Source organism: Streptomyces sp. NPDC058470 (assembly GCF_042721055.1).
Taxonomy (GTDB): domain Bacteria; phylum Actinomycetota; class Actinomycetes; order Streptomycetales; family Streptomycetaceae; genus Streptomyces.
In genome coordinates this window covers 1-17967 of record NZ_JBHXMF010000030.1, presented here as the reverse complement: position 1 = coordinate 17967, position 17967 = coordinate 1, and the positions used below count along the sequence as shown (strand labels likewise).

Annotated in this window: 27 protein-coding genes; 3 read left to right on the top strand and 24 right to left on the bottom strand. The window is 71.5% G+C overall.

Features of this window, described 5'->3' with window-relative positions:
• Positions 1 to 81: 81 nt before the first annotated feature.
• From ACFWP7_RS22305 to ACFWP7_RS22190, 24 genes are all read right to left on the bottom strand, one after another.
• Positions 82 to 633, bottom strand: a complete 552-nt coding sequence (locus ACFWP7_RS22305) for a hypothetical protein (RefSeq protein WP_384383483.1) — start codon at positions 631 to 633, stop codon at positions 82 to 84.
• A gap of 141 nt (positions 634 to 774) precedes the next feature.
• The gene (locus ACFWP7_RS22300; protein ID WP_384383481.1) at positions 775 to 1971 is read right to left on the bottom strand and encodes a hypothetical protein; all 1197 of its coding nucleotides are present in this window, start codon (positions 1969 to 1971) and stop codon (positions 775 to 777) included.
• A gap of 67 nt (positions 1972 to 2038) precedes the next feature.
• Positions 2039 to 2704 carry a hypothetical protein gene (locus ACFWP7_RS22295; RefSeq protein ID WP_384383478.1) on the bottom strand — a complete coding sequence of 222 codons (666 nt, stop codon included), beginning with the start codon at positions 2702 to 2704 and terminating at the stop codon, positions 2039 to 2041.
• Positions 2705 to 2762: 58 nt separating this feature from the next.
• Positions 2763 to 3083, bottom strand: a complete 321-nt coding sequence (locus ACFWP7_RS22290; protein WP_384383475.1) for a hypothetical protein — start codon at positions 3081 to 3083, stop codon at positions 2763 to 2765.
• An 89-nt stretch (positions 3084 to 3172) separates the two neighbouring features.
• Positions 3173 to 3559 (bottom strand): hypothetical protein, encoded by a 387-nt coding sequence (locus tag ACFWP7_RS22285; protein ID WP_384383472.1) that lies wholly within the window; start codon positions 3557 to 3559, stop codon positions 3173 to 3175.
• 476 nt (positions 3560 to 4035) lie between these two features.
• A complete protein-coding gene (locus tag ACFWP7_RS22280; protein WP_384383469.1) occupies positions 4036 to 4956 on the bottom strand; it encodes a hypothetical protein in 921 nt (306 codons plus the stop codon).
• 91 nt (positions 4957 to 5047) lie between these two features.
• Entirely contained in the window at positions 5048 to 5254 is a 207-nt protein-coding gene (locus ACFWP7_RS22275) for a hypothetical protein (protein ID WP_384383466.1), read from the bottom strand.
• 866 nt (positions 5255 to 6120) lie between these two features.
• A complete protein-coding gene (locus ACFWP7_RS22270) occupies positions 6121 to 6474 on the bottom strand; it encodes a hypothetical protein (protein WP_384383463.1) in 354 nt (117 codons plus the stop codon).
• Positions 6475 to 6529: 55 nt separating this feature from the next.
• On the bottom strand, positions 6530 to 7123 hold the full coding sequence (locus ACFWP7_RS22265; RefSeq protein ID WP_384383460.1) for an LPD29 domain-containing protein: 594 nt from the start codon (positions 7121 to 7123) through the stop codon (positions 6530 to 6532).
• Positions 7124 to 7303: 180 nt separating this feature from the next.
• Positions 7304 to 7717, bottom strand: coding sequence for a hypothetical protein (locus ACFWP7_RS22260; protein ID WP_384383458.1), 414 nt, complete (start codon positions 7715 to 7717; stop codon positions 7304 to 7306).
• A 192-nt stretch (positions 7718 to 7909) separates the two neighbouring features.
• The gene (locus tag ACFWP7_RS22255; RefSeq protein ID WP_384383455.1) at positions 7910 to 8437 is read right to left on the bottom strand and encodes a hypothetical protein; all 528 of its coding nucleotides are present in this window, start codon (positions 8435 to 8437) and stop codon (positions 7910 to 7912) included.
• Positions 8438 to 8737: 300 nt separating this feature from the next.
• The gene (locus ACFWP7_RS22250; RefSeq protein WP_384383453.1) at positions 8738 to 9139 is read right to left on the bottom strand and encodes a hypothetical protein; all 402 of its coding nucleotides are present in this window, start codon (positions 9137 to 9139) and stop codon (positions 8738 to 8740) included.
• 53 nt (positions 9140 to 9192) lie between these two features.
• Positions 9193 to 9489: a hypothetical protein gene (locus ACFWP7_RS22245; protein ID WP_384383450.1), complete on the bottom strand. Its 297-nt coding sequence runs from the start codon at positions 9487 to 9489 to the stop codon at positions 9193 to 9195.
• A gap of 364 nt (positions 9490 to 9853) precedes the next feature.
• Positions 9854 to 10387, bottom strand: a complete 534-nt coding sequence (locus ACFWP7_RS22240) for a hypothetical protein (RefSeq protein WP_384383447.1) — start codon at positions 10385 to 10387, stop codon at positions 9854 to 9856.
• A gap of 86 nt (positions 10388 to 10473) precedes the next feature.
• Positions 10474 to 10899 carry a hypothetical protein gene (locus ACFWP7_RS22235; protein WP_384383444.1) on the bottom strand — a complete coding sequence of 142 codons (426 nt, stop codon included), beginning with the start codon at positions 10897 to 10899 and terminating at the stop codon, positions 10474 to 10476.
• 142 nt (positions 10900 to 11041) lie between these two features.
• Positions 11042 to 11251 (bottom strand): hypothetical protein, encoded by a 210-nt coding sequence (locus ACFWP7_RS22230; protein ID WP_384383441.1) that lies wholly within the window; start codon positions 11249 to 11251, stop codon positions 11042 to 11044.
• Between the two features lie 73 nt (positions 11252 to 11324).
• Positions 11325 to 11519: a hypothetical protein gene (locus tag ACFWP7_RS22225; RefSeq protein WP_384383438.1), complete on the bottom strand. Its 195-nt coding sequence runs from the start codon at positions 11517 to 11519 to the stop codon at positions 11325 to 11327.
• A 128-nt stretch (positions 11520 to 11647) separates the two neighbouring features.
• The gene (locus ACFWP7_RS22220) at positions 11648 to 12217 is read right to left on the bottom strand and encodes an LPD29 domain-containing protein (protein ID WP_384383434.1); all 570 of its coding nucleotides are present in this window, start codon (positions 12215 to 12217) and stop codon (positions 11648 to 11650) included.
• Between the two features lie 50 nt (positions 12218 to 12267).
• The gene (locus ACFWP7_RS22215) at positions 12268 to 12531 is read right to left on the bottom strand and encodes a hypothetical protein (protein ID WP_384383432.1); all 264 of its coding nucleotides are present in this window, start codon (positions 12529 to 12531) and stop codon (positions 12268 to 12270) included.
• A gap of 67 nt (positions 12532 to 12598) precedes the next feature.
• Complete coding sequence (locus tag ACFWP7_RS22210) at positions 12599 to 12874, bottom strand: hypothetical protein (RefSeq protein WP_384383429.1); 276 nt, start codon at positions 12872 to 12874, stop codon at positions 12599 to 12601.
• A gap of 144 nt (positions 12875 to 13018) precedes the next feature.
• Positions 13019 to 13279, bottom strand: a complete 261-nt coding sequence (locus ACFWP7_RS22205) for a hypothetical protein (protein ID WP_384383426.1) — start codon at positions 13277 to 13279, stop codon at positions 13019 to 13021.
• A 262-nt stretch (positions 13280 to 13541) separates the two neighbouring features.
• Complete coding sequence (locus tag ACFWP7_RS22200; RefSeq protein ID WP_384383423.1) at positions 13542 to 13775, bottom strand: hypothetical protein; 234 nt, start codon at positions 13773 to 13775, stop codon at positions 13542 to 13544.
• Between the two features lie 476 nt (positions 13776 to 14251).
• A complete protein-coding gene (locus tag ACFWP7_RS22195) occupies positions 14252 to 14557 on the bottom strand; it encodes a hypothetical protein (RefSeq protein WP_384383420.1) in 306 nt (101 codons plus the stop codon).
• A gap of 876 nt (positions 14558 to 15433) precedes the next feature.
• Entirely contained in the window at positions 15434 to 15865 is a 432-nt protein-coding gene (locus ACFWP7_RS22190) for a hypothetical protein (protein ID WP_384383418.1), read from the bottom strand.
• Between the two features lie 455 nt (positions 15866 to 16320).
• On the opposite strand from ACFWP7_RS22190, the gene ACFWP7_RS22185 reads away from it, so the two are divergent.
• From ACFWP7_RS22185 to ACFWP7_RS22175, 3 genes are read left to right on the top strand one after another with little or no spacing between them, the layout of a single operon-like run.
• The gene (locus ACFWP7_RS22185) at positions 16321 to 16722 is read left to right on the top strand and encodes a hypothetical protein (RefSeq protein WP_384383415.1); all 402 of its coding nucleotides are present in this window, start codon (positions 16321 to 16323) and stop codon (positions 16720 to 16722) included.
• Between the two features lie 52 nt (positions 16723 to 16774).
• A complete protein-coding gene (locus ACFWP7_RS22180) occupies positions 16775 to 17503 on the top strand; it encodes a hypothetical protein (protein ID WP_384383412.1) in 729 nt (242 codons plus the stop codon).
• Positions 17504 to 17560: 57 nt separating this feature from the next.
• On the top strand, positions 17561 to 17875 hold the full coding sequence (locus tag ACFWP7_RS22175) for a hypothetical protein (RefSeq protein ID WP_384383409.1): 315 nt from the start codon (positions 17561 to 17563) through the stop codon (positions 17873 to 17875).
• The last annotated feature ends 92 nt before the right edge of the window (positions 17876 to 17967 follow it).

Below are 17967 nucleotides of genomic sequence, written 5' to 3'. Positions count from 1 at the left end.
GCTCCTCAGCGGTTCGGGGTGCGGGATGGTCGGCCCCGTGGGGCGGCGGGGCCGGTGAAGTGGGTGCGGGCCCGCAGGGGTTCACTTGCCGGCGACGAGCCTCACTGAGGCGACGCGGTGCAGATGGAGCTCCGGCTCGAACGCGTCCGCGTAGTCCTCCGCCGGCCCGTCGTAGATGGACGACATCTCGGACGCCTCCTGCCAGGTCAGCGGTTCGAGCCTCCCGCCGTCCACCACCCAGGCCCTGAGCAGGAAAGACCCGTCGTCGTTCCTGGTGTGCACGGTGACGGCTGCGCCGAGTTCCAGCGTGCGCGAGGCGGTGGCCACGTAGCGCATCAGGTCGTCCTCGGCGGTGACCTTCGTTCCGTCCGTCACCATCACCCGGGCGAACAGCGGCTCCTCGCCCAGCTCGCCCTCGTGCTGGAGATGCATGGTCACGAGGTGACTGCCCTCGCCGAGGCCGCTCCACAATGCCCGCAGGAGCATGTCCGGCATGAGGCCGAAGCGGTCGGTGTACTGGTCGTGAGTGATCTCCAGAGCGGACGCCTTCTCCTCGATGAGCTTCCGGCACGCCGTGCGGACGCGGTCGAGACGGGCCTGGGTCTGCGGGTTCTGCGACTCGCTGGCGCTCATGCGCTGTGCCTCCTGGAGATGGGTGGGGGACCGGGACCCCCGAGACCATTAATGTACCCGTAAAGGTTAATAATGACAAATTATTAGGGTCGACAGGGTTGGGCGGGCCCGAGCGGTCCTGCGTCAGACGGGGCAGAGCGGCTAGAGAGTGCGGTTCTGACGCAACGATTCCTCCCGTGCGAGGTGCGCGAGGATCAGCGCCGCGGCCGCGCCCTCGGGGGAGTGGAACGGCTCCGCGATGCCCGGCCCCGTCCACCGCCCGTCGGCGCCGCGGCGCACCGGTCCGAGCTCCGTGGAGCCCATGCGGACGGACTGCTCGCCGCTCCCGGCCGGCACGCCGAGGCGGGCGTGGCCGAGCGCGTCGTTGATCTCGCGGACGGTCCCCAGGCGGCCGGTGTCGTCGAGCACCAGCGCGGTGGCCTCCAGCCGCTCCCCGGTCTCGGCGCTCAGGGCAGACAACTCCCGCAGCAGGAGGACCGCTTCGCCCTGGCCGTGCTCCGCGATCGGCGCGGCGGCCTCCTCGGCAGCGGCCCGGACCACCTCCAACCGCGCGGCCGTCGCCCGGCAGCTGCCCGCCGACCCGGCGAACTTGTCGGTGGGAAGTGCGTCCATGGCCGCGTCGAGCCCGGACCGGTCGACCCCGCGCGAAGGCGTTGTCGACCGCAGGTCCTGCCAGATGCGGTGAAGCGTGGCCAGATCCGCATCGGCGCCGTGCCGCGCGGTGTACCGCCCCTGCAGATCGGCGGGCGGATGCTCGGCGGTCACCTCCAGGCGTACCCGGCCCTGGTGGCAGAACGTCAGCAGCCGGGCCAGCGGAAGCGCGAGCCACTCCCGGGTTTCGCCCGTCGACTCGTCCAGCAGAGCCTGCGCGGGGTCCTGGACCAGGCGGAGAAGCCGCGCGACGCGCCGGCATCCGGCGCGGCTGCGCACGGCGTCCCGCTCAGCTCCTACGATCTCGAGTCCGCTGAGGATCGCGGCGACGTGCGGCTGGCGCAGGGCGTAGAAGGTGAAGGCCCGCGCCGTGGTGTCGATGAGCTCCTGGCGCTGCAGCGGGACGAGGCTGACGGCGACCCGGGCCTCGGGGGCGCCCGAGTACGCGGTGGCCGGCTCGTCCGGCAGGCCGTGGTGGGCGATGTGGAACATGACGGCGTCTCCGCCCGCGCCCTGCAGGCTCTGACGGGTCGGCCCCCTGTCAGGACCGACCCGGGCGAAGTGACCGCCGCCGACCGCCATGACCTGTCCCACAGGACGTCCGTCGGTGCCAAGGACGTCATGCGTGCCCCCATCGGCCAGACGCAGCCGGAACGAGGGGAAAGCGTCGAGAGGTTCGGTGTCCATGAGGTGTGACTCCTGATGAGGAAGATGGGAGGGGAGTGCCTGCTGCCGCTCCGGCGGCGACCGGTGATCAGACGGGGTTGCCGACGGGGGCGACGGGCGCGCGACGGGTGGTGCCGAACCAGTTGGTCTTGTACTGGAAGTCGGTGAAGGGGCCGGTCAACCGCATGCCCCAGCGCTCAAGGTTGGCGGCAAGGCGCCGGTCGGACTCGGCGTCCTGGAAACGGGTCACCTCGTAGAACATGCGGCGGGGCTCGTGGGAGCAGCCGCATGCGCACACCAGCCGCACGGCGATCGTGCCGTCGGTGCAGTAGCGGCTCAGCTCGACGCACACGAACCCCGCGGCGCACTGCTCGGCGCGCTGCGCGTCCCAGGCGTCGCGGGCGGCGTAGAGAGCGGTCCGCGCGTCCTGCACCACCGCCTCGGTGATTCCGTCCGCGGCGAAGTCGTCCCAGGTCTTGCGGCCGTCGGTGACCTCGTAGACCAGGTTGGACAGGGCGACTGCCACACAGGTCAGCTCGAAGCCCAGGTTGAAGCCGTCGCCGTAGCCGGCCCCGGTCTCCCGCGCGGGCCGGTGGCACAGGAGGTAGGCGCTCCCGCCGTCCACCGGCTTGGCATCCTCCAGGACAGCCCGGACGACCGGGTAGTCCCCGGACGGGCAGTGCTGGGCGATGTCGTGCGCGTACAGCGCGGCCGGAATCCTGAAGGCGCCGACCGGCGCGGTCATGGCGGTCATGGGGATCCCTCGTCTCGTGTGGGTATGGGCGGCCCGTCGGTGGGCGCGCGTTTCTTCGTCAGGCGATGCGCAGCAGCAGCCGCAGCGCGCCGGGAGGGACCTCGGCATCCCGCACGACGGAGCCGTCCGGGGCCGTCCAGTACGCCTCGGTGCCGGAGTCCCGGACGACGACGGTGCGCATGAGGGTGCGGGTGCCGTCGGTGGCGACGTCGCCGCGGCGGAAGCGGCCGTCGAGGACCTCGACCTCCAGGTCGTCCTCGGATTCGAACTCGATGTACGTGCGGGGCGAGAGCTCGAGGCATCCCGGCCCGGACCGCACGAGGGTCGCGGAGACGGTGACGCGGACGCGGTCGCCGGGGGACAGATGGGGGATGGGCACGAAGCTCCTTGCATGCGGGGGTGGAGCCGAGGGGCGGTCGGCTGGACTGACCTGGGCGGGAAGTGGTGTCCCCCGCGACTACCGATGACTCAGAGGGCCAGGGCGACTGCGGTGCCACCCGGTGCGGGGCTCGGCGCGGGGAAAGCCGCGGCAGCGATGACCATGACGAACTCGTCCGGACGCCACACGAAGGACTCACCGTCCAGCGCCAGCGACTCGCCCGCGGCATCCATCACGGGCATGGCCTCGAAGGCGGCGTAGGTGTGCACACCCCAGAAGATCCCGTGCCGGGCGGCGGTCGGCTGCTCGCAGTCGCCGAGGTACCAGTCGCCCGGCTGCACGTCCCGGGCGAGGATCACGCGCAGGCCGGCAGAGTCGATCCCGGCCGGCGGCTGCTGGTAGGCGTAGCCCAGGGAGTCGGCGAGCGGGCGAGCGGTCACGATGACCGGGATGAACGCGGCGTCGATGACGGCCATGGGCAGGCTCCTCGGCTGAGCGGTGGTGTGCGTGGTCTCCGGCCCGGTGCTTGCTTCACCGAACCCGATATCTTCAATGTACTCGTAAAGGGGGTTCTTCGCAAGCTAACGGGGTCGCCTTTCAGGGGTTGCTGCAGACCGTTCAGAGCCCCTCGCCTGCGCTGCAGATGAGGCAGCGGGGCAGCGCCCGGACCTCCCGCGCCCTGGCCGGCACACCAGCCCGCACCCTCCGCAGCGACTCCGGGCAGCCCCCGCCGCTGCGCCCTGCTGCGCCTGTGACCTGCGTAATCACATACCGCTGCACGCACCGGCGCGGCCGGACGCGGGATGCAGCGCCGGGCAGCGCGGGCGCCCGCTGCCCGGGGACGACCGGAGCCAGCCACCGTCTGCTGCGCGCTGCCCGGGTGCAGCACGATCTGCTGCACCCGAGCAGCGTCGGGGCCACTTTGCGCCTCGCCGCTGCGACGCGGACGCCTTCAGATGCGCCGTACCGGGTGTGCTCCCCGCGCCGTCGAGGCGCCGACGGTCCGGCCGACGAGCGACCCCCCACCACGGCACCTGGGCGCTGCGCCAACGCCCGCGGCGGACCCGGCGAGGTCGGCGGCGCCGAGCGCGAGGGTGTCCTGCGGCGGCCGAGAAGGGGAGATGGTTCCCATCGACAGGTGCCGCTCATAGGCCATGGCCGGCCCCAGTTCGTAGTCCCAGACGCGCGGCAGATCGCCGAGTGTGACGTCCTGGTAGGTGCGCTCGATGACCACCTCCATCGGCGTCAGGTCATCCGGCGCCCGGGTGCACCGACGGCACTCCCGCATGTCTCCCTCGCCAGGGAGGCGCTGGAGCATCTCCCAGTCGGTGCGGCCGTGGTCACGCCGGTGAATCTCGGCGAGCCGGGACAGCTCGGCGCGCACGGCGTCGCCGGTCGCCAGCACGGTGGGCCCCTGGCCGTGGAACCGGTAGAAGCGGGAGCTGTCCGGGTTGGGCGGCGCCGGAGTCGGCTCACCCGGGCCGGGCAGCGCGTCCAGCCCGATCGGCCGCGACGTGGTGATCGTGTGCTCCTCGGCCAGGCGGTCCACGACGCTCCACGTCTCGGTGAACGCCCAGTGACCGCGCACCGCGTAGGGGACGCTGATGTGCGCCCGGTCCGTGGTGGTGCGGGAGCGGCAGTGCCGGGAGTGGATGATCCACGCGACGTGGTGAAGCCGGGCCAGACGAAAGACGTGGCTGGGATCGACTGTCATACGCGGGGCGGGCAGGCGCGGCTCGTCCGGCGCGAAGAGGATGTGGACCGCGTCGCTCAGATCGGAGCCCTGCCCGTCCAGCGCGGCGACGGTCTCCGGGCGAAGGTCGTTCATGACGACGGCCCCGACGTACAGGTCCTTGGCTGCGGTGCTGTGCATGTGCTCCTTCGGGCTGTGGCGGGGTGCGGTCCGGCTCGGCGGCCCTGCGGCCGGGGACCGGCTGGGGGACGAGCTGCCGGGGGGTCGCTGGTCAGCCCGTGTTGGTCGTGGCCGAGCCCGCGACGGTCGCGTCGAAGACGAGATCCCGCGCTTCGCGGGGTTCGAGGAGTGCCGAGACGCGGAGGTCCTGGATCATCTCGGTCATGTCCCAGGGGCCGAAGACGCGGCCGGGCAGGGCGGAGAACTCGGCGGTGTAGCGGCGGCGGTCGGCATGGACGGTGACGGTGGAGACGGGCACGAAGTGGAACTCCTTCGGGGCAGGTGGGCGGGGCCGGCGCGGAACCCGGAAGGGGGTGGTGTCCCCCTGGGCGCAGAGCGGATCGAGGGCGAAAGCACCCCCTCTCACGGGTTACTAATTTACTCCCCATCGCCTTTAAGTCAAATTAATAGGGTCAACAATGAAAGGGTGAGGAACAGCCTGTCGACGCCGAGAAGCCGATGTCCGCAGGGGAGTCAGGCCGGAGCTGCGCCCCAGGGCCGAGAGGGCGGCGGGCACGGCGGGGATCGGGGGGACAGGGGCACCGCAGCGCATGCGTGCCGGCCGCGGAGAAGGGGCACGCACGGGCGCGGGCGTCGGCGGAGCCGCGAAGCCGTCGAGCACACGGCGCCGGGTCCGACCGCCTCCCGTGGCCGAGTCCGCCACCGATCCGACGCCGGGAGTCGGCCGAAGGCACTGTGCGAGAGCGATGAAGGCGCGAGAGCCGGTGCAGCGCTGCAACCCCGCGCCGGTGCGCCGGGCCGGTAATGCTGCATAGGCGGCCGGGTGCAGCACGCTGCTCTGCAGCGGGCCGCCGGATCCGCCCGCTGCCCAGACCGTCGTGGTCGTGCTGCACCCCGTTCCTCGCGGCAGCGCGGGGCGGGGTGCAGCGGAGGGGTGCGCGGTCTGCTGCGCCGGCGACGGGGAGGTCGTGCTGCCGCCGCTGCTTCAAACCGCTGCCGCTCTGATCTGCGGAAACTCTGTGCAGCGCTGCTCGGCAGCAACCGCGCAGGGCCGTGCAGCACGGGAGGCGCTGCCCGACCCGCTGCGCGCTCACGGACGGAGTGCGGGGAGTGCTGTGCGCCGCAGCTGGTGCAGCACGGTGGTGTGCAGCAACAGCGGTCCGGCTACCAGGCGACGTTGATCAGGTACTCGCCCGGCTTCAGGTGTCCGCTGCACGCGAGGTCGTGCAGCAGCTTCCCGACGTACGGGTCGTAGTCGAGAGTGCCGGCCCGCCACCTGTCCAGCACCTCGGCGACCTCGGGGTCCAGGCCCTCGCGGCTGCTGATGCGGCGTCCCTCTTCGGCATCCGGGTCGCAGTGCTCGTAACTCGTGGACACCTCCACCGCGTGGAGTGCGCCGTTGTGCGCTCCGAGGCCACGGATGACGCTGTACGGCCGGCCGTAGTGCGCGGTGATGAATTCCTCGAGGGCCTTGTAGTCGACTGCGCGGTAGGTCTTGGACGTGGTCTTGAGGGGCAAGGCGGTCCATTCGTTCAGAGGAGGGCCCCGGCCGGGTGGCCGGGGCCGGGCACGGTCAGGCCGTCGTGTGGTTCAGGTGGATGGCGAGGGCGCTGGGCTCGCCGTGGTGGCGGCGGCCGTCGACGGTGACGGACACCCAGGCCGGGCGGCACTCCTCGGGGTTGCCGTACTGGGCCAGCAGCGGCGCGGCGACGGTGGCCACGGCGGTGCGGCTCGGGCCGCCGCTCCAGGTGACGGTGATCTCGAAGCGCTCCAGGTAACGCTCCTTCGCCCGCTTGGGGCCGCAGCGCACGGAGAACTTCACGCCGGGGAAGGCGGCACGCAGCAGCTGGCGCAGGTAGACCGCGGTGGCCTTGGTCGACAGGTGCATCGCCGCGTTCATCCGCTCGTCCTCGGTGGGCTCGGGGACGACGGAGGTGTGGCGCACGTGGGAGACGCCGGTGCGCTTCCCGTCGGTGGTGCGCAGTTCGTAGCGGGTCGCGGGGATGCCGCGTACGACGTCGGCGGCGCAGATGCCGCAGGAGCAGGGCTGGACCGTCGCCCGGCCGTGGAGGCGGGTCGCGGTGCCGATGTAGCGGACCGCCGCGCCCGGGGACAGTCGCAGGGCGAGGTAGGCGGCACTGAGGCGGCGGGCGGTGGCGGAGGTCATGGTGCGCGTCCTTCGGTCGGGGTGTTCGTGGTGGCCGGTCGGGCGCTTGCGTCGCCGTCCCTGCAATCACTAATGTACCCGAAAGGGGGGCGTTGATCAAGTCCTAAGTGAAAGTGATCCCGGGGCCCCGCACGGCTGGCGCACCTGGCGCGGTGCTCCTCGCGCAGGGAGGGGGTCGTCCTACTCGTACGGCTGCGGCCAGTCCTCGGCGCTCGGGTACTGGTGCGCGTTCTCGCCGCCGTGAGCGCGGACCAACTCGCGGAGCTGGACGGCCGGGACCTGCCCGAACCAGATGGCGGCCGTGGTGTCGTACGGGTCTTGGCGCGGGTGGGCGGGGAGCGGCTGGGGCCACCCCTCGGGGGCGCCGAGCGGTGGGACCAGACCCACCTGGAGCGTGTCGTAGGGTCCCGCGAAGCCGGCGGGCGCGCTCGCGGGAAGGTCCCACCGCGAGGGGTGAGGCGAGGCGGGCCGGGGGCTGCACTGGCTGGTGTGGCCGGTGATGATCTGGACCTCGAACCAGTCCTCCAGGCGCACCTGGAGGACGGTGCCGGCGGTGCCGTCCGCGATGGCGGCGTCGGTGAGCTCGGTGCGCATCGGCTGCTTTCCTGTTGACTCGGGCCGGGGCCCGTGGCGGTTGCGCAGGGGCGGGGCGGAGGGTGTCACGCCCCCTGTCACGTGGGGTGTCACGCCGGGTGTCACGGTGTTGAGCGTGACAGCTCTGACCTGGGAAAACTCCTCCGGAAGGCCGGATTTTCGGCCTTCCGGCGGGAGCGTGACACAGGCCGCTCAGACCTGGCGCGCGAAGGGCCGCAGCGCGGCGGGCGGCACAGGGTACGTGGAGCAGCCGGGGTGGAGCTCGCGGTCGGCCTGGGGCTGCTCGAACTCGGTCGCGTCGTAGAGCCACGGGCGGCGGCGGCCGTCCAGCGTGCGGTCGTAGTCGCGGGCGATCCAGCTGAGGTGCGCCTCGCGGGGGCCGAAGGCGTAGTCGTGCGAGTTGGCCCACGCGCCCTCGGTTTCGCCGCCTCCGAGGCGGCTCAGGCAGGTCCAGGCGAGTTCGGTGTACCGGCGGCGCAGCGGGTGCTTGACCTTGTCCCAGTCGTTCTCGGCCGACCAGAGCGCAGCGTCCAGGGACTTGAGCTGGTTGATGCTCGCGCCGAAGTGGTGCAGGAGCGTGGCGTTCAGCTCGACGGGCTTGCCGTGGTAGACGAACAGCCGGTGCTCGGGGTGGCCCTCGTCCGCGCGCAGCGGGTTCTCGTCGAGCAGCTGGTGCAGGGCGTTGTGGAGGTCGGTGGTGGTGTGGCGGACGCGCGGCACTCTCGGCTCCCGGGGTGGTCGGATCGTGGTGGCGCCGGGGCGCTTGCATCGCCCTGACATTTACTAATGTACCTCAAAGGGGGGTGTACGTCAAACGTGTGAGCGGTCGCGGATGCACCAACAGCCGCCGTCAGCTCCCCCCGAGGGCCCGGCGTCGGCGCTCCTCCGCCTCGGCGTGCGCCGCCGCGGACCGGGCGGAGAACAGGCGCCGGTACCGGTCGGGGTCGCAGTCCTTGAGGGCCTGCGCCATGGCGGCGCTGTACGCATCCCAGGAGGAGGGGGGTCGCGTCCCGTCCGCGTTCACCGGTCGCCTGCCTCGTCGGCGTACCGCGTGGCGCAGGACGGGGATCCGGGCTCGTCGACCCAGGCCAGCACGCGGCGCGCGCTCCCACGCCACCCCGGTGCGGCCTTCACCCGGTCACCCCACCGGCTGCGGCCCTCCGCGCACACCGTGCACAGCAGCCGGCCGTGGACCTCCCAGACGTCGGGGTCGGTGGTGAAGCAGACCGGGCAGCACCCCTCTGACCAAGCCGGAGGGTGGCACGGCGTGATCACCAGTCCCGTGATGATCACGCGGCCGCAGTGCGCGCACAGGGTGCCGTACAGCGCGTGCCGGTCGCAGCGCGGGCAGAGCTGCGCGGGGCGCGTGCTGGCCGTGACGGGGGGCGTCGTGACGCTGGGGCTGACGGTCGTGACGGGCATGTCGGGACTCCTCGGTGAAGGGGGGCGGGGCTGCGGGGCGGGCGCGCGGGTGCTCAGCGAAGCTGGCGCCGGGTGGTGACGGAGTAGCGGGTGAGGCTGATCCAGTCGCAGCCGCCGTGGACGTACAGGTCGCAGGTGTCCGGGTCCTCTCCGGAGCGGTCGACGTCGAGGCTGCTGTAGCGCGCCAGGTCGCGCACGAGGTCGAGGAAGTCGTCGGCCGCCAGGTCCCGGTCGGTGTAGACGCCCTTTACCGAGCCGCCCTCGTAGTCCTCACCGGCTTCGAGGATCCACACGCTCGGCCCTTGGCCGTCGGTGGAGTGCTCAGTGGCGGTGGTGGCGAGCTCGGGCATGGGCGTCACTCCCTTTCGTGGCGGGGCCGTGGTGGTGGAGGGGGGCTTGCCTCCCCCCTCTCTTCATTAGTTAATGTACCTCAAAACCAATTCATGCGTCAAACTTAAAGGGCGCCTGTGGAATCGCGGAGGCCCCGTTGAGGTCGGGCCGGGCGGCACCGGAGATCTCTGCGGTTCTCGGGGCGGCCACGGTCCAGACGCCGGACACCCAGGCTGGCGCACGGCTGCTTCGCCGGCCCCGTCGCACGGAGCCGGCGGCCGCGGGCGCCAACGTGGTGTCCCCCTGCCACGGGCGGCACGCAGGGCGGGCCCAGGGGCAGAGGGAACGCAAAGGGCGGAGCGCTCGATGCGCTCCGCCCGGTGGTCACTTGCTGTACGCGGCCAAGTCGCCAGGCTCCCAGACGAAGCTCTCGCCCATCCAGTCGTCCTCGTCGTCGGTGACCGGTTCGGCGGCCACGGTCGCGACCGTGGCCCGGCGGTGGGCAACGTGGCGCAGGGCGAGCAGCGCCGACACGGCGCCGAGCGCGGCAAGCGTGCCGGGGGTCGGCGGCGGGACGGCGGCGTACGTGCGGTCGACGGCCAGGGCCGTCATCAGTGCGAGCGCCCCGAGCAGGGCCAGGAAGTCGGCGGCGAACGCGAGGGCTGACCACGCCGGGCGCACGGTCAGCCGGTGCTCCCAGGGGCGGGGCGTGCCCTCGCGGTCAAGGGCGTACGTCAGCAGGATCACGCCGAGCTGGATGCCGCCCAGGAGGACGAGAAAGACCGCCGTCGCCGCGCCGCCGTAGATGACGGCCGTCAGCAGGCCCGGCAGCAGCAGGAGCAGAGTGAGGTGGTGCAGGAGGGTGCACTGCCGGTGCGGGCAGGCGCGGGTGGGCAGGTGGCCGTGGGCGGCGTTCATCGCGGAGTCTCCCGGGCGGAGTCGAAGTGAAGGCGGGCGCGGGGCCGGGGGCCGGGCATGGACGCCCGGCCCCCGGCGGGCGGGGCTCAGTACCGGCGGGCGCGGCGGTGGGAGCGGCGGTGCGCAACGTGGTGGACGGTGCACAGGGCGAGGAAGCCCGTCATCGTGATGACGCCGCCGGAGGAGAAGAGCACCGCCCCGGAACCGCCGCCGAGCTGCGCGCCGATCACGAGTCCGGCCGCGATGAGCAGCAGCAGGACGTCCGTGGTGAGCGCCACGGTGGCCCGCACGGGGCGGATGTGGTGCTTCGGGGCGCGGTGGGCGGAACGCATCGCCCCGACCACCATGAGCAGACCGAGGATGGCGAACGCGACGAGGGCGAGCGCCGTGATGTTGGCGCTGCCGCTGAACAGGGCGGGCAGCAGGCCCAGCACGAGGACCGAGCGGCTGACCGGGGTGCACCAGCGGTGCGGGAAGGACTGGGCGATGCCGTGCTGTGCGGTGCAGCTCATCAGGAATCCGACTCCTCGTAAGGGGTGTTCGCGGCGTCCGGGGCGGGTGCTTGCTTCACCCGCTCTCGACACTCATTAATGTACCCGAAATGGGGAGTCCAGGCAAGTTATTAGGATCGCAAGGGGTGTGCGGATATCCGGTTCAGGGACGACCGGCCCTGCGCCGGGCGTGCCGCCGGGCCAGAGCTGCCTCGATCGGACGGGCCGCGCCCGAGGTCGCGCCCGCAGCGCAGAGCCGCGCCCACAGCGGTGCGTGCTGGTGTGCCGCGAGATACCAGGAGATGTCGAAGGCTGCGCCCATGGCGAACCAGAGGAGGAGGTGGGCGGCGCTGAAGCTGCGTTCGTAGAGCAAGGATTGCCTTCCGTCTGGACTGGTCGAGAGGGGGTGGGGGCGGCCCCGGCGGGGCCGCCCGGAAAGGAGTGGGTCAGCAGGGCATCTCGGTGTGGCAGGCGTGGCAGCAGCGCCCGCAGCTCGCCTCGCAGTTGATCTGGACCCGCTCGCCGCAGCCCTCGCAGGGGACGTCCGCGTCGTCGGGGGCGAAGAAGCCGCCGATGCCGCTTCCGTCGTCGCAGGCGCACAGGTCGGCGGTGGCGCGGGGGGTGGTGGCGATGAGCTGCATCTCGACTCCTCGGGGGCGGTGTATCAGTGGTGATCGTCCGGGCGCTTGCCTCGCCCTTTCGGCATTCACTAATGTACCCCAAAAAGGGGGCGGAGGCAACTTTGAGGGGTCGTGCGAAGGGTGGGGCGTCAGCGGCGGGTCAGGGTGATCGCATCCACGAGGGGAGTCCCGTACGTCGTGCGTCCGAACCGGGTGACGGTGACCGGCCGCGCCCGGCGGCGGCCCGGCGTGGAGTAGTCGGCGAGCAGCGGCGCGGCCACGGTCGCCACCTCGGTGTCCGAGGGGCCGCCGCTCCAGCTCACCGAGAGCCGCCAGCCGCGCCGGGTCCGCACCGAGAACCGCACGCCGGGGAAGTGTGCGCGGAGCAGCTTGCGCAGGCAGACGGCGCTGTGCGGCAGCGGCAGGACGGTCGGGTAGGTCTGGAACAGCTCGTCGGGGTGAAGGTGGGGGACGACCGAGGTGTAGCGGACGTGGACGAGGGGCGCGACGTCGCCGCCACGGGTGCGCAGTTCGTAGTGCGTGGCGGGAACGCCGAGGAGCGTCGCGGACATGCAGAGCGTGCACGTGCAGGGCTGCGCGATCCAGATGCGGCGGGTCTCGTCGTCCTCGTGCCGCACCCAGGTCCCGGCGGGAAGCCGCAGTGCCAGGTAGCCGGCCGCGTGCGGGCCGTAGGCCGTCGCGGTCATGGTCGCCGTCATGCTCGTGTCCTTCTTTCGTTGTCCGAGAGGGGGGGGTGTTGCGCGGGCGGCTACGCGGATGCGGGGCGCAACGCACGGACCAGGGCCTCGTCGAGGTCGTAGCCGACCGCCTCTCGGGCCGCGTACTCGGCGTCGACCACCTCGCGGGGAAGGTCCATGCCGTAGCCGTACGAGGTGACGTCGGGCCCGGTCTGCGCCGTGGCGGTCACGTCCAGGAGGTCGCGGAGGGCAGCCCTGGCCCGCTCCAGGGTGAGCGTGTCGCTGTCGATGAGCGTGCGGATCTCGGCCTGGCGCTGGATTGCTCGCTGGTCCATGGGTTCCTCCTCAAGGTTGGTGGTGTGCGGGGCCGGGGCGGCCGGTCGGCCGCCCCGGCGGGTGGGGTCAGACGACCCGCATCCCGAGCAGGCGGGGCGTGGTGTCACGGACGCCGCACCATTCGTCGGCGCAGTCCGGGCACATCAGGTGGGGACAGCCGCAGTCGTCCAGGTTGAGGACGTGCCATCCGGCGTCGTGCGCGTCGTCGGTGCCCTCGTCGTCGTCATCGAAGTAGGGGGAGAGCTGGCCGCACTGACCACACTCGATCCGCTCGAAGTCGGTGACCTCCAGGACCTCGGTGCCGAGAAGGCGGAACGGGGTCTCAGTGAGCATGGCGGTCATGGAGCACTCCTCGCGGCGGTGGTTCGTGGTGGCCGGTCCGGGTGCTTGCTCACCCGCCCCAACAAGATCTAATGTACTCGAAAAGGGGGTGTGAGTCAAATTTAAAGGGTCACCTTGGGTATGGGTGACCCACGCGGGCGGGCGTCAGGCCGGGAGTCCGGCGGCGCGCAGTACGGACTGCGCTCCGGCCCACAGTCCGAAGATGGACGTGTCCCGGGGTTGGTCGGCGGTGCTGAGGAGGGTGGCGAGCCCTTCGGGGTCACGCTTCCAGTGGTCGTGAATGGATGTCGTGGCGAGCTGCGCCCGGAGGGTCGCGGCGTCGGTCGCGTTCAGGTGGTCGACGGCGCGCGCGATCGTCGCGAGGCGCTCGGTGCGGACCTGGGTCGGGGTCTTCGAGAGGGGCATTGGCACTCCTGGATGCGGCGGGTCGGGTCGGTGGGACGGGCCCGCCGAGGCAGGTCCGGGGTTGTCAGGGCGTCGCGCGCCGTCTGGTACGAGCGGTGTCCGCTGTACGCCAGCTCTTCTCTGCGCCGAGCGTCCCGCCGCGCCGTCGGCTCCGAAGGGTCCGGCGTTCCGTGGCCGCGAGCGGAGGCCCCGGCAAGCTGTGCCGCCGAAGTTGGGTCGGGCGGGCCCGGCGGGGCCGGTGTGGCCCCGCCGCTCGTCGCGCTCAGCGGGTGGGGAGCAGGCGCAGCACAGCCGCGGCGTGCTCGATGTAGCCCCGGGTGAACAGGTGGAGCGCCGCCCGGTAGCCGTCGCGAACTCGCTCGTCGGCGGTGTCCTCTGCGGCCACGTTGAGGTGGTCGCCGATCCAGGCCGCCGGGTCGGTGTGCGGGAGGCCGAAGTGGTCGTAGAGCGAAGCGAGGGCCTTGGGGGCGTTGGTGGTGGCGATGTTCTGCGTCATGACTTCTCCCGAGTGGGGTTGTTCGTGGTGGCCGGTTGAGCCTTGCTTGCCGCCCCGGTGTTCACTAATGTACCCGAATCGGGGGTTGAGGTCAAAGGTGTTGCGCCCCTCTCTCGTGGGGGCGGCGGCCGGTCAACGGTGAGCCCATGCTGAAGGTGCCGCATCGGTCGGCGGGTCACTCGCCACCGCTCTCCGGGGCGGGCTGCTTATGAAAGGGCGGCGCGTGGACGCAGGCGGGCACAGTGGCGCCGGCCATCCCGTCGAACTGCTCGCGCGGGGCAGCAGGGGCTCGCCGCAGTCGGCGCAGGCGCCGCGCAGATCGCCCACGGACCGGTGGGGGCGGCGGCGCTTCCAGGGGTGACCGCACCCGGTGGGGAGGCGGGCGCCGATCGCGGTCCGGTGGGTGCCTGGATCTTCGGAGCGTGAAGGTGGGCGAGGCTCCCGCGAGACGGGGCCGAGGGGCCGCGGCGGGGTGACTACGGGCGGGGCCGGTCGTCGCCGGGAGGTGCACCGAGTACTCCGGCGCGGGACAGGAGCTCGGCCTCGACGGGGTCGCTGGCGTAGTCCCATCCTTCGGCCTCGCGGTATGCCGCATAGGTGTATGCGTGGCCGCGCTCGCAGCGGTAGCCGGTCTCGGTGCGGCGCACGACGGCGCCGCATTCGTAGGCGGTGGGGCCGTCCTCGTCGTACCCAGCGATGAGGTCGCTGCACTGCTCAGCGGTGTCGTCGGCGGAGGGTCCGTGTCCTCCCCGAGGTGCTGCGGCAGGGGTCTCGGCAGGCATGCGCACTCCTTGAAGAGGGGGCTGGATGTAAGTGCTCGGAGGCGTCGTGCGTCGCCGCGGAGACGGCATTAACGCCTGGATGCAGCGAATGCGAGCGTACGCGCAAGGGTGGCATGAGACAAGTTAATAGGGTCGTGCGTGGAGGGTGGCGATTGGTGTCCCCGTCCTCTGCCCGCGACTCAAGACGGGCGCGATGACCCGCCGCCGGACCACCGACGGACGCTTCGCCTGCCCCAGGCGCTCCGGGCCCCGAGGAGAGGAATCCTGGACGCAGGGGCACAACTGCCGCTCCCGCTGCGCCCTGACGCCCCCGGGCCAGTACGTCGCATTCGCCCCCCGGGGTGCGGTCGCACGCGCAAGGGGTCGGGCGCGGCCGCGCCCGTAGAGCTTGGTACGCAGGACGCGGCACGCCATTGCTCGCCCCAGGGTCCGGAGCACGTGACGACCCGGGTGCAGGGCGAAGCTCGCGCGGCTGCGACCTGACTTGGGGCGCGCCCGTCTGGAAGCGGGCATGGTGGCCTCCTGGGCCGCGCCAGGGAGGCGGTTCGAGTCCGCCGCGGATAGTGACAGCCAAAGCCTTCCCCGAGCGGCTGTGCCTCTGCCGTTGGGCTGAGGCACAGCCGCGTCTGGTCCGTGCCCGAGCATTTGGCCCCGTCTCGATCGGCTTGGTCCTGCCGGTCCATGCGGCACGGAAGGCCCGGCCGTCAGGCGCCCGCCGGCCCTGTCACGGTGGGTGTCACGCACCCTGTCACGGTGGGTGTCACGCTCCTGAGCGTGACACCCTTGACCTGCGAAAATGCGCCCTGGCGTGCCGTTTTCGGGGCTTCTTCAGAGGGTGGGCGGGCAGCGTGACACCTGGGCGGGCGGCCTGCCAGATCAGCGGCGGCTGACGCTCTTCGCGGCGGCTTCATTCGCTACGCGGAGGGGGGTCAACCGGAGTGCGATTCCTGCGGCCCGGGTCTCGACGATGAGGACGCCGGTGGTGTGGACGGACACGTCACTGCCGATCGCCTGGGCATCCGCGGCGAGGATCGAGACTTCGTGCGCCGTGGCGACGTTCTTGAGGGCGTCCTTCGCGCTCCAGGTGCCGCGCCCGGCATGCGTCGCCTCGACGCCGTAGCAGTTGGCCAGAGCATGGGCAGAGGTCATCCGTTCCCAGCCGGGGACCGGTGAGAAGCGGTAGCGGACGTGGCTGGCGTACAGAGTCAGGGTGCCGTCGTCCCGCACGGTGGCGATGCTGTCCGCGGTGTGGAGCAGCACGGCACCGGCCAGTTCCGCGGTCGCGCCCGCGAGGGTGCCGTCGGGCATCGTGTAGCGGTCCAGGGTCCGCCACTCGGTGTCGCCGCTCTCCTTGCGCTGGAAGGAGTAGCGCGCGGCGAGATTCGGGATGGCCAGGTGGCCGTGGGCGTCGAGCGAAATGAGCGCGGTCAGAGCAAACCCCTTGCCGAGTGGGAGCGGGGCATGAGCCCCGCGGTACGTGTGTGAAGGTACTCAATACGTGGGGTGAAGGCAAGTTAATAGGGTCAATGAAGCGCGACGGCGGAAACCTTGAACGACCCTTAAAACTTGTCTCAGAGTGGGTTGTGAGGTACATTAGTGAATGCGAGGTGATGCAAGCGCCTCGCACCACCACGACCACCCCGGAGACCTCTGTGAACGTCCCGCTCCCCACCTCACTCGAAGACCTCGCAATCGAGATGACTCGACGCGGTTGGGATGTCTCCTGGCAGCGCAATCACGGCGAAGCACGCGTCGAAGGAAGCATGCGAGGCGGGGCGGCCGCCATGGCTACCGCGCGCTACACGCTGGAGAAGGGGTGGGTCACCCGCTTCTACGCGATCGAGTCCGTCGACAACGGAGGCACCCACTGGCTGCGCATCCGGCGCAACGCACTCCTGACGTTCATCTCCACCGACCGCCTCCCCATCGACGCTCGCCGCTGGACCGTGCGCGACACCAAGTGCCGCTGCCGCAAGCGCTCACAGCCGACCCAGTGGCGCGCCCTGCACCTGCTGGCCGGCATTCAGCTGGAGCGCCTGAGCACCCGCGGCGCCGAGGAGGAGAAGCGCGTCTACCGGTGCAGGTACGACGCCCGGCGCTGGCACCTCACCTCGCAGGACGAGCGCACCCCGAGCTCCTGGCACGGGACCGCAGCCGCTCTCTGACCGGCCCGCTCCCGACCACACCCCGAACTACAACACCCAGGAGCCCCGCACCATGTCGACCAACCAACCGCCCCTGAACCTCAACGGCCACGCCCTCCTCCCCAAGCGCCCCGACGTGATGGTCTTCGTCGAGCCCGACGAGGACCCCTTCGTAACCGGCCTCCACCGTCGCTGCGCCACCTGCGACGAAAGCCCCAGGTTCGTCCTGCGCGACGGCACCGTCCACGTACAGGACCCGTGCGCCTACCCGATGGGCATCACCACGGAGATCACCCTCAACGTCCCGTCAGGGAAGCTGATCGTCACCGACGACCTGCGCGACGTCTACGACGTCGACTTCGACGCAGGCGCCTCCTACAACTCCGCCCTCGGCCAGGCCCAGGTCGTCGAGGCGATGGCAGCAATCGGCTGCGCCTTCGCCCCCGTGGGCGACTCCAGCCCCAACCTGTACCGCGACGGGGCGAACAGCTACGTCATCGCCTCTCCGCTGTACGACGACAACGACGTCCCCCATCTGCCGGAAGCCCTGGCGGAAGCGGAATGCCTGGCGGAGATCTCCACCGAACTGTGGGCGTACTCCATCGCCGACTTCGAGGACTGGAAGGCCAAGGGCGGCACCCCGGGATCGAAGCTGCTCGGCGAGTACACCGTCGTCGATGTCGCCCCCGGCACCTACAAGTTCACCCTGCACATCGGCGAGCGGGGCTTCGACAAGTTCGACTTCGACACCACTCGGGTCTTCACCCACATCGAGCGCGTCGCCCCGCTCCCCACGCCCTGACGACGAAACCGTCCTCGAGCCGCCCTCCACCCCCAACGCCTCTTCCTGGAGTTGACCATGCCGCTGCTGTCCACGAACGACTTCCGCCTGTCCATGCGGATCGGGCGGAAGCCTGTTGAAGGCCGCGACGACGAGAACCTCCGTAGCCTCCTCGTGCACCGGCTCCGCGGCGCGACCAAGGCTGTCGTCCGCCTCCCCCTGAAGACCAACATCGCGACGGCAGAACTCAAGAAGTACTCGGTGCACTGCGAGGCCTGCGGCATCTGGTTCGCCATGCCGGAGTGGGGCGAAGAAGTGCAGTGCCCGAAGTGTGAGCGCCTGTACGCCCTCGAAATGGCCGTGTTCTCCGCCGTGCCGGACACCACCGCCTGACGCCGCCCGTCGCCGCGCCGTCGCCCCGGCCCTCCGGCCGCGCCGCCCCGCCGCCCGGCGCCCGCCGCCGTCCGCCGCCCGTCGGCCCCGTC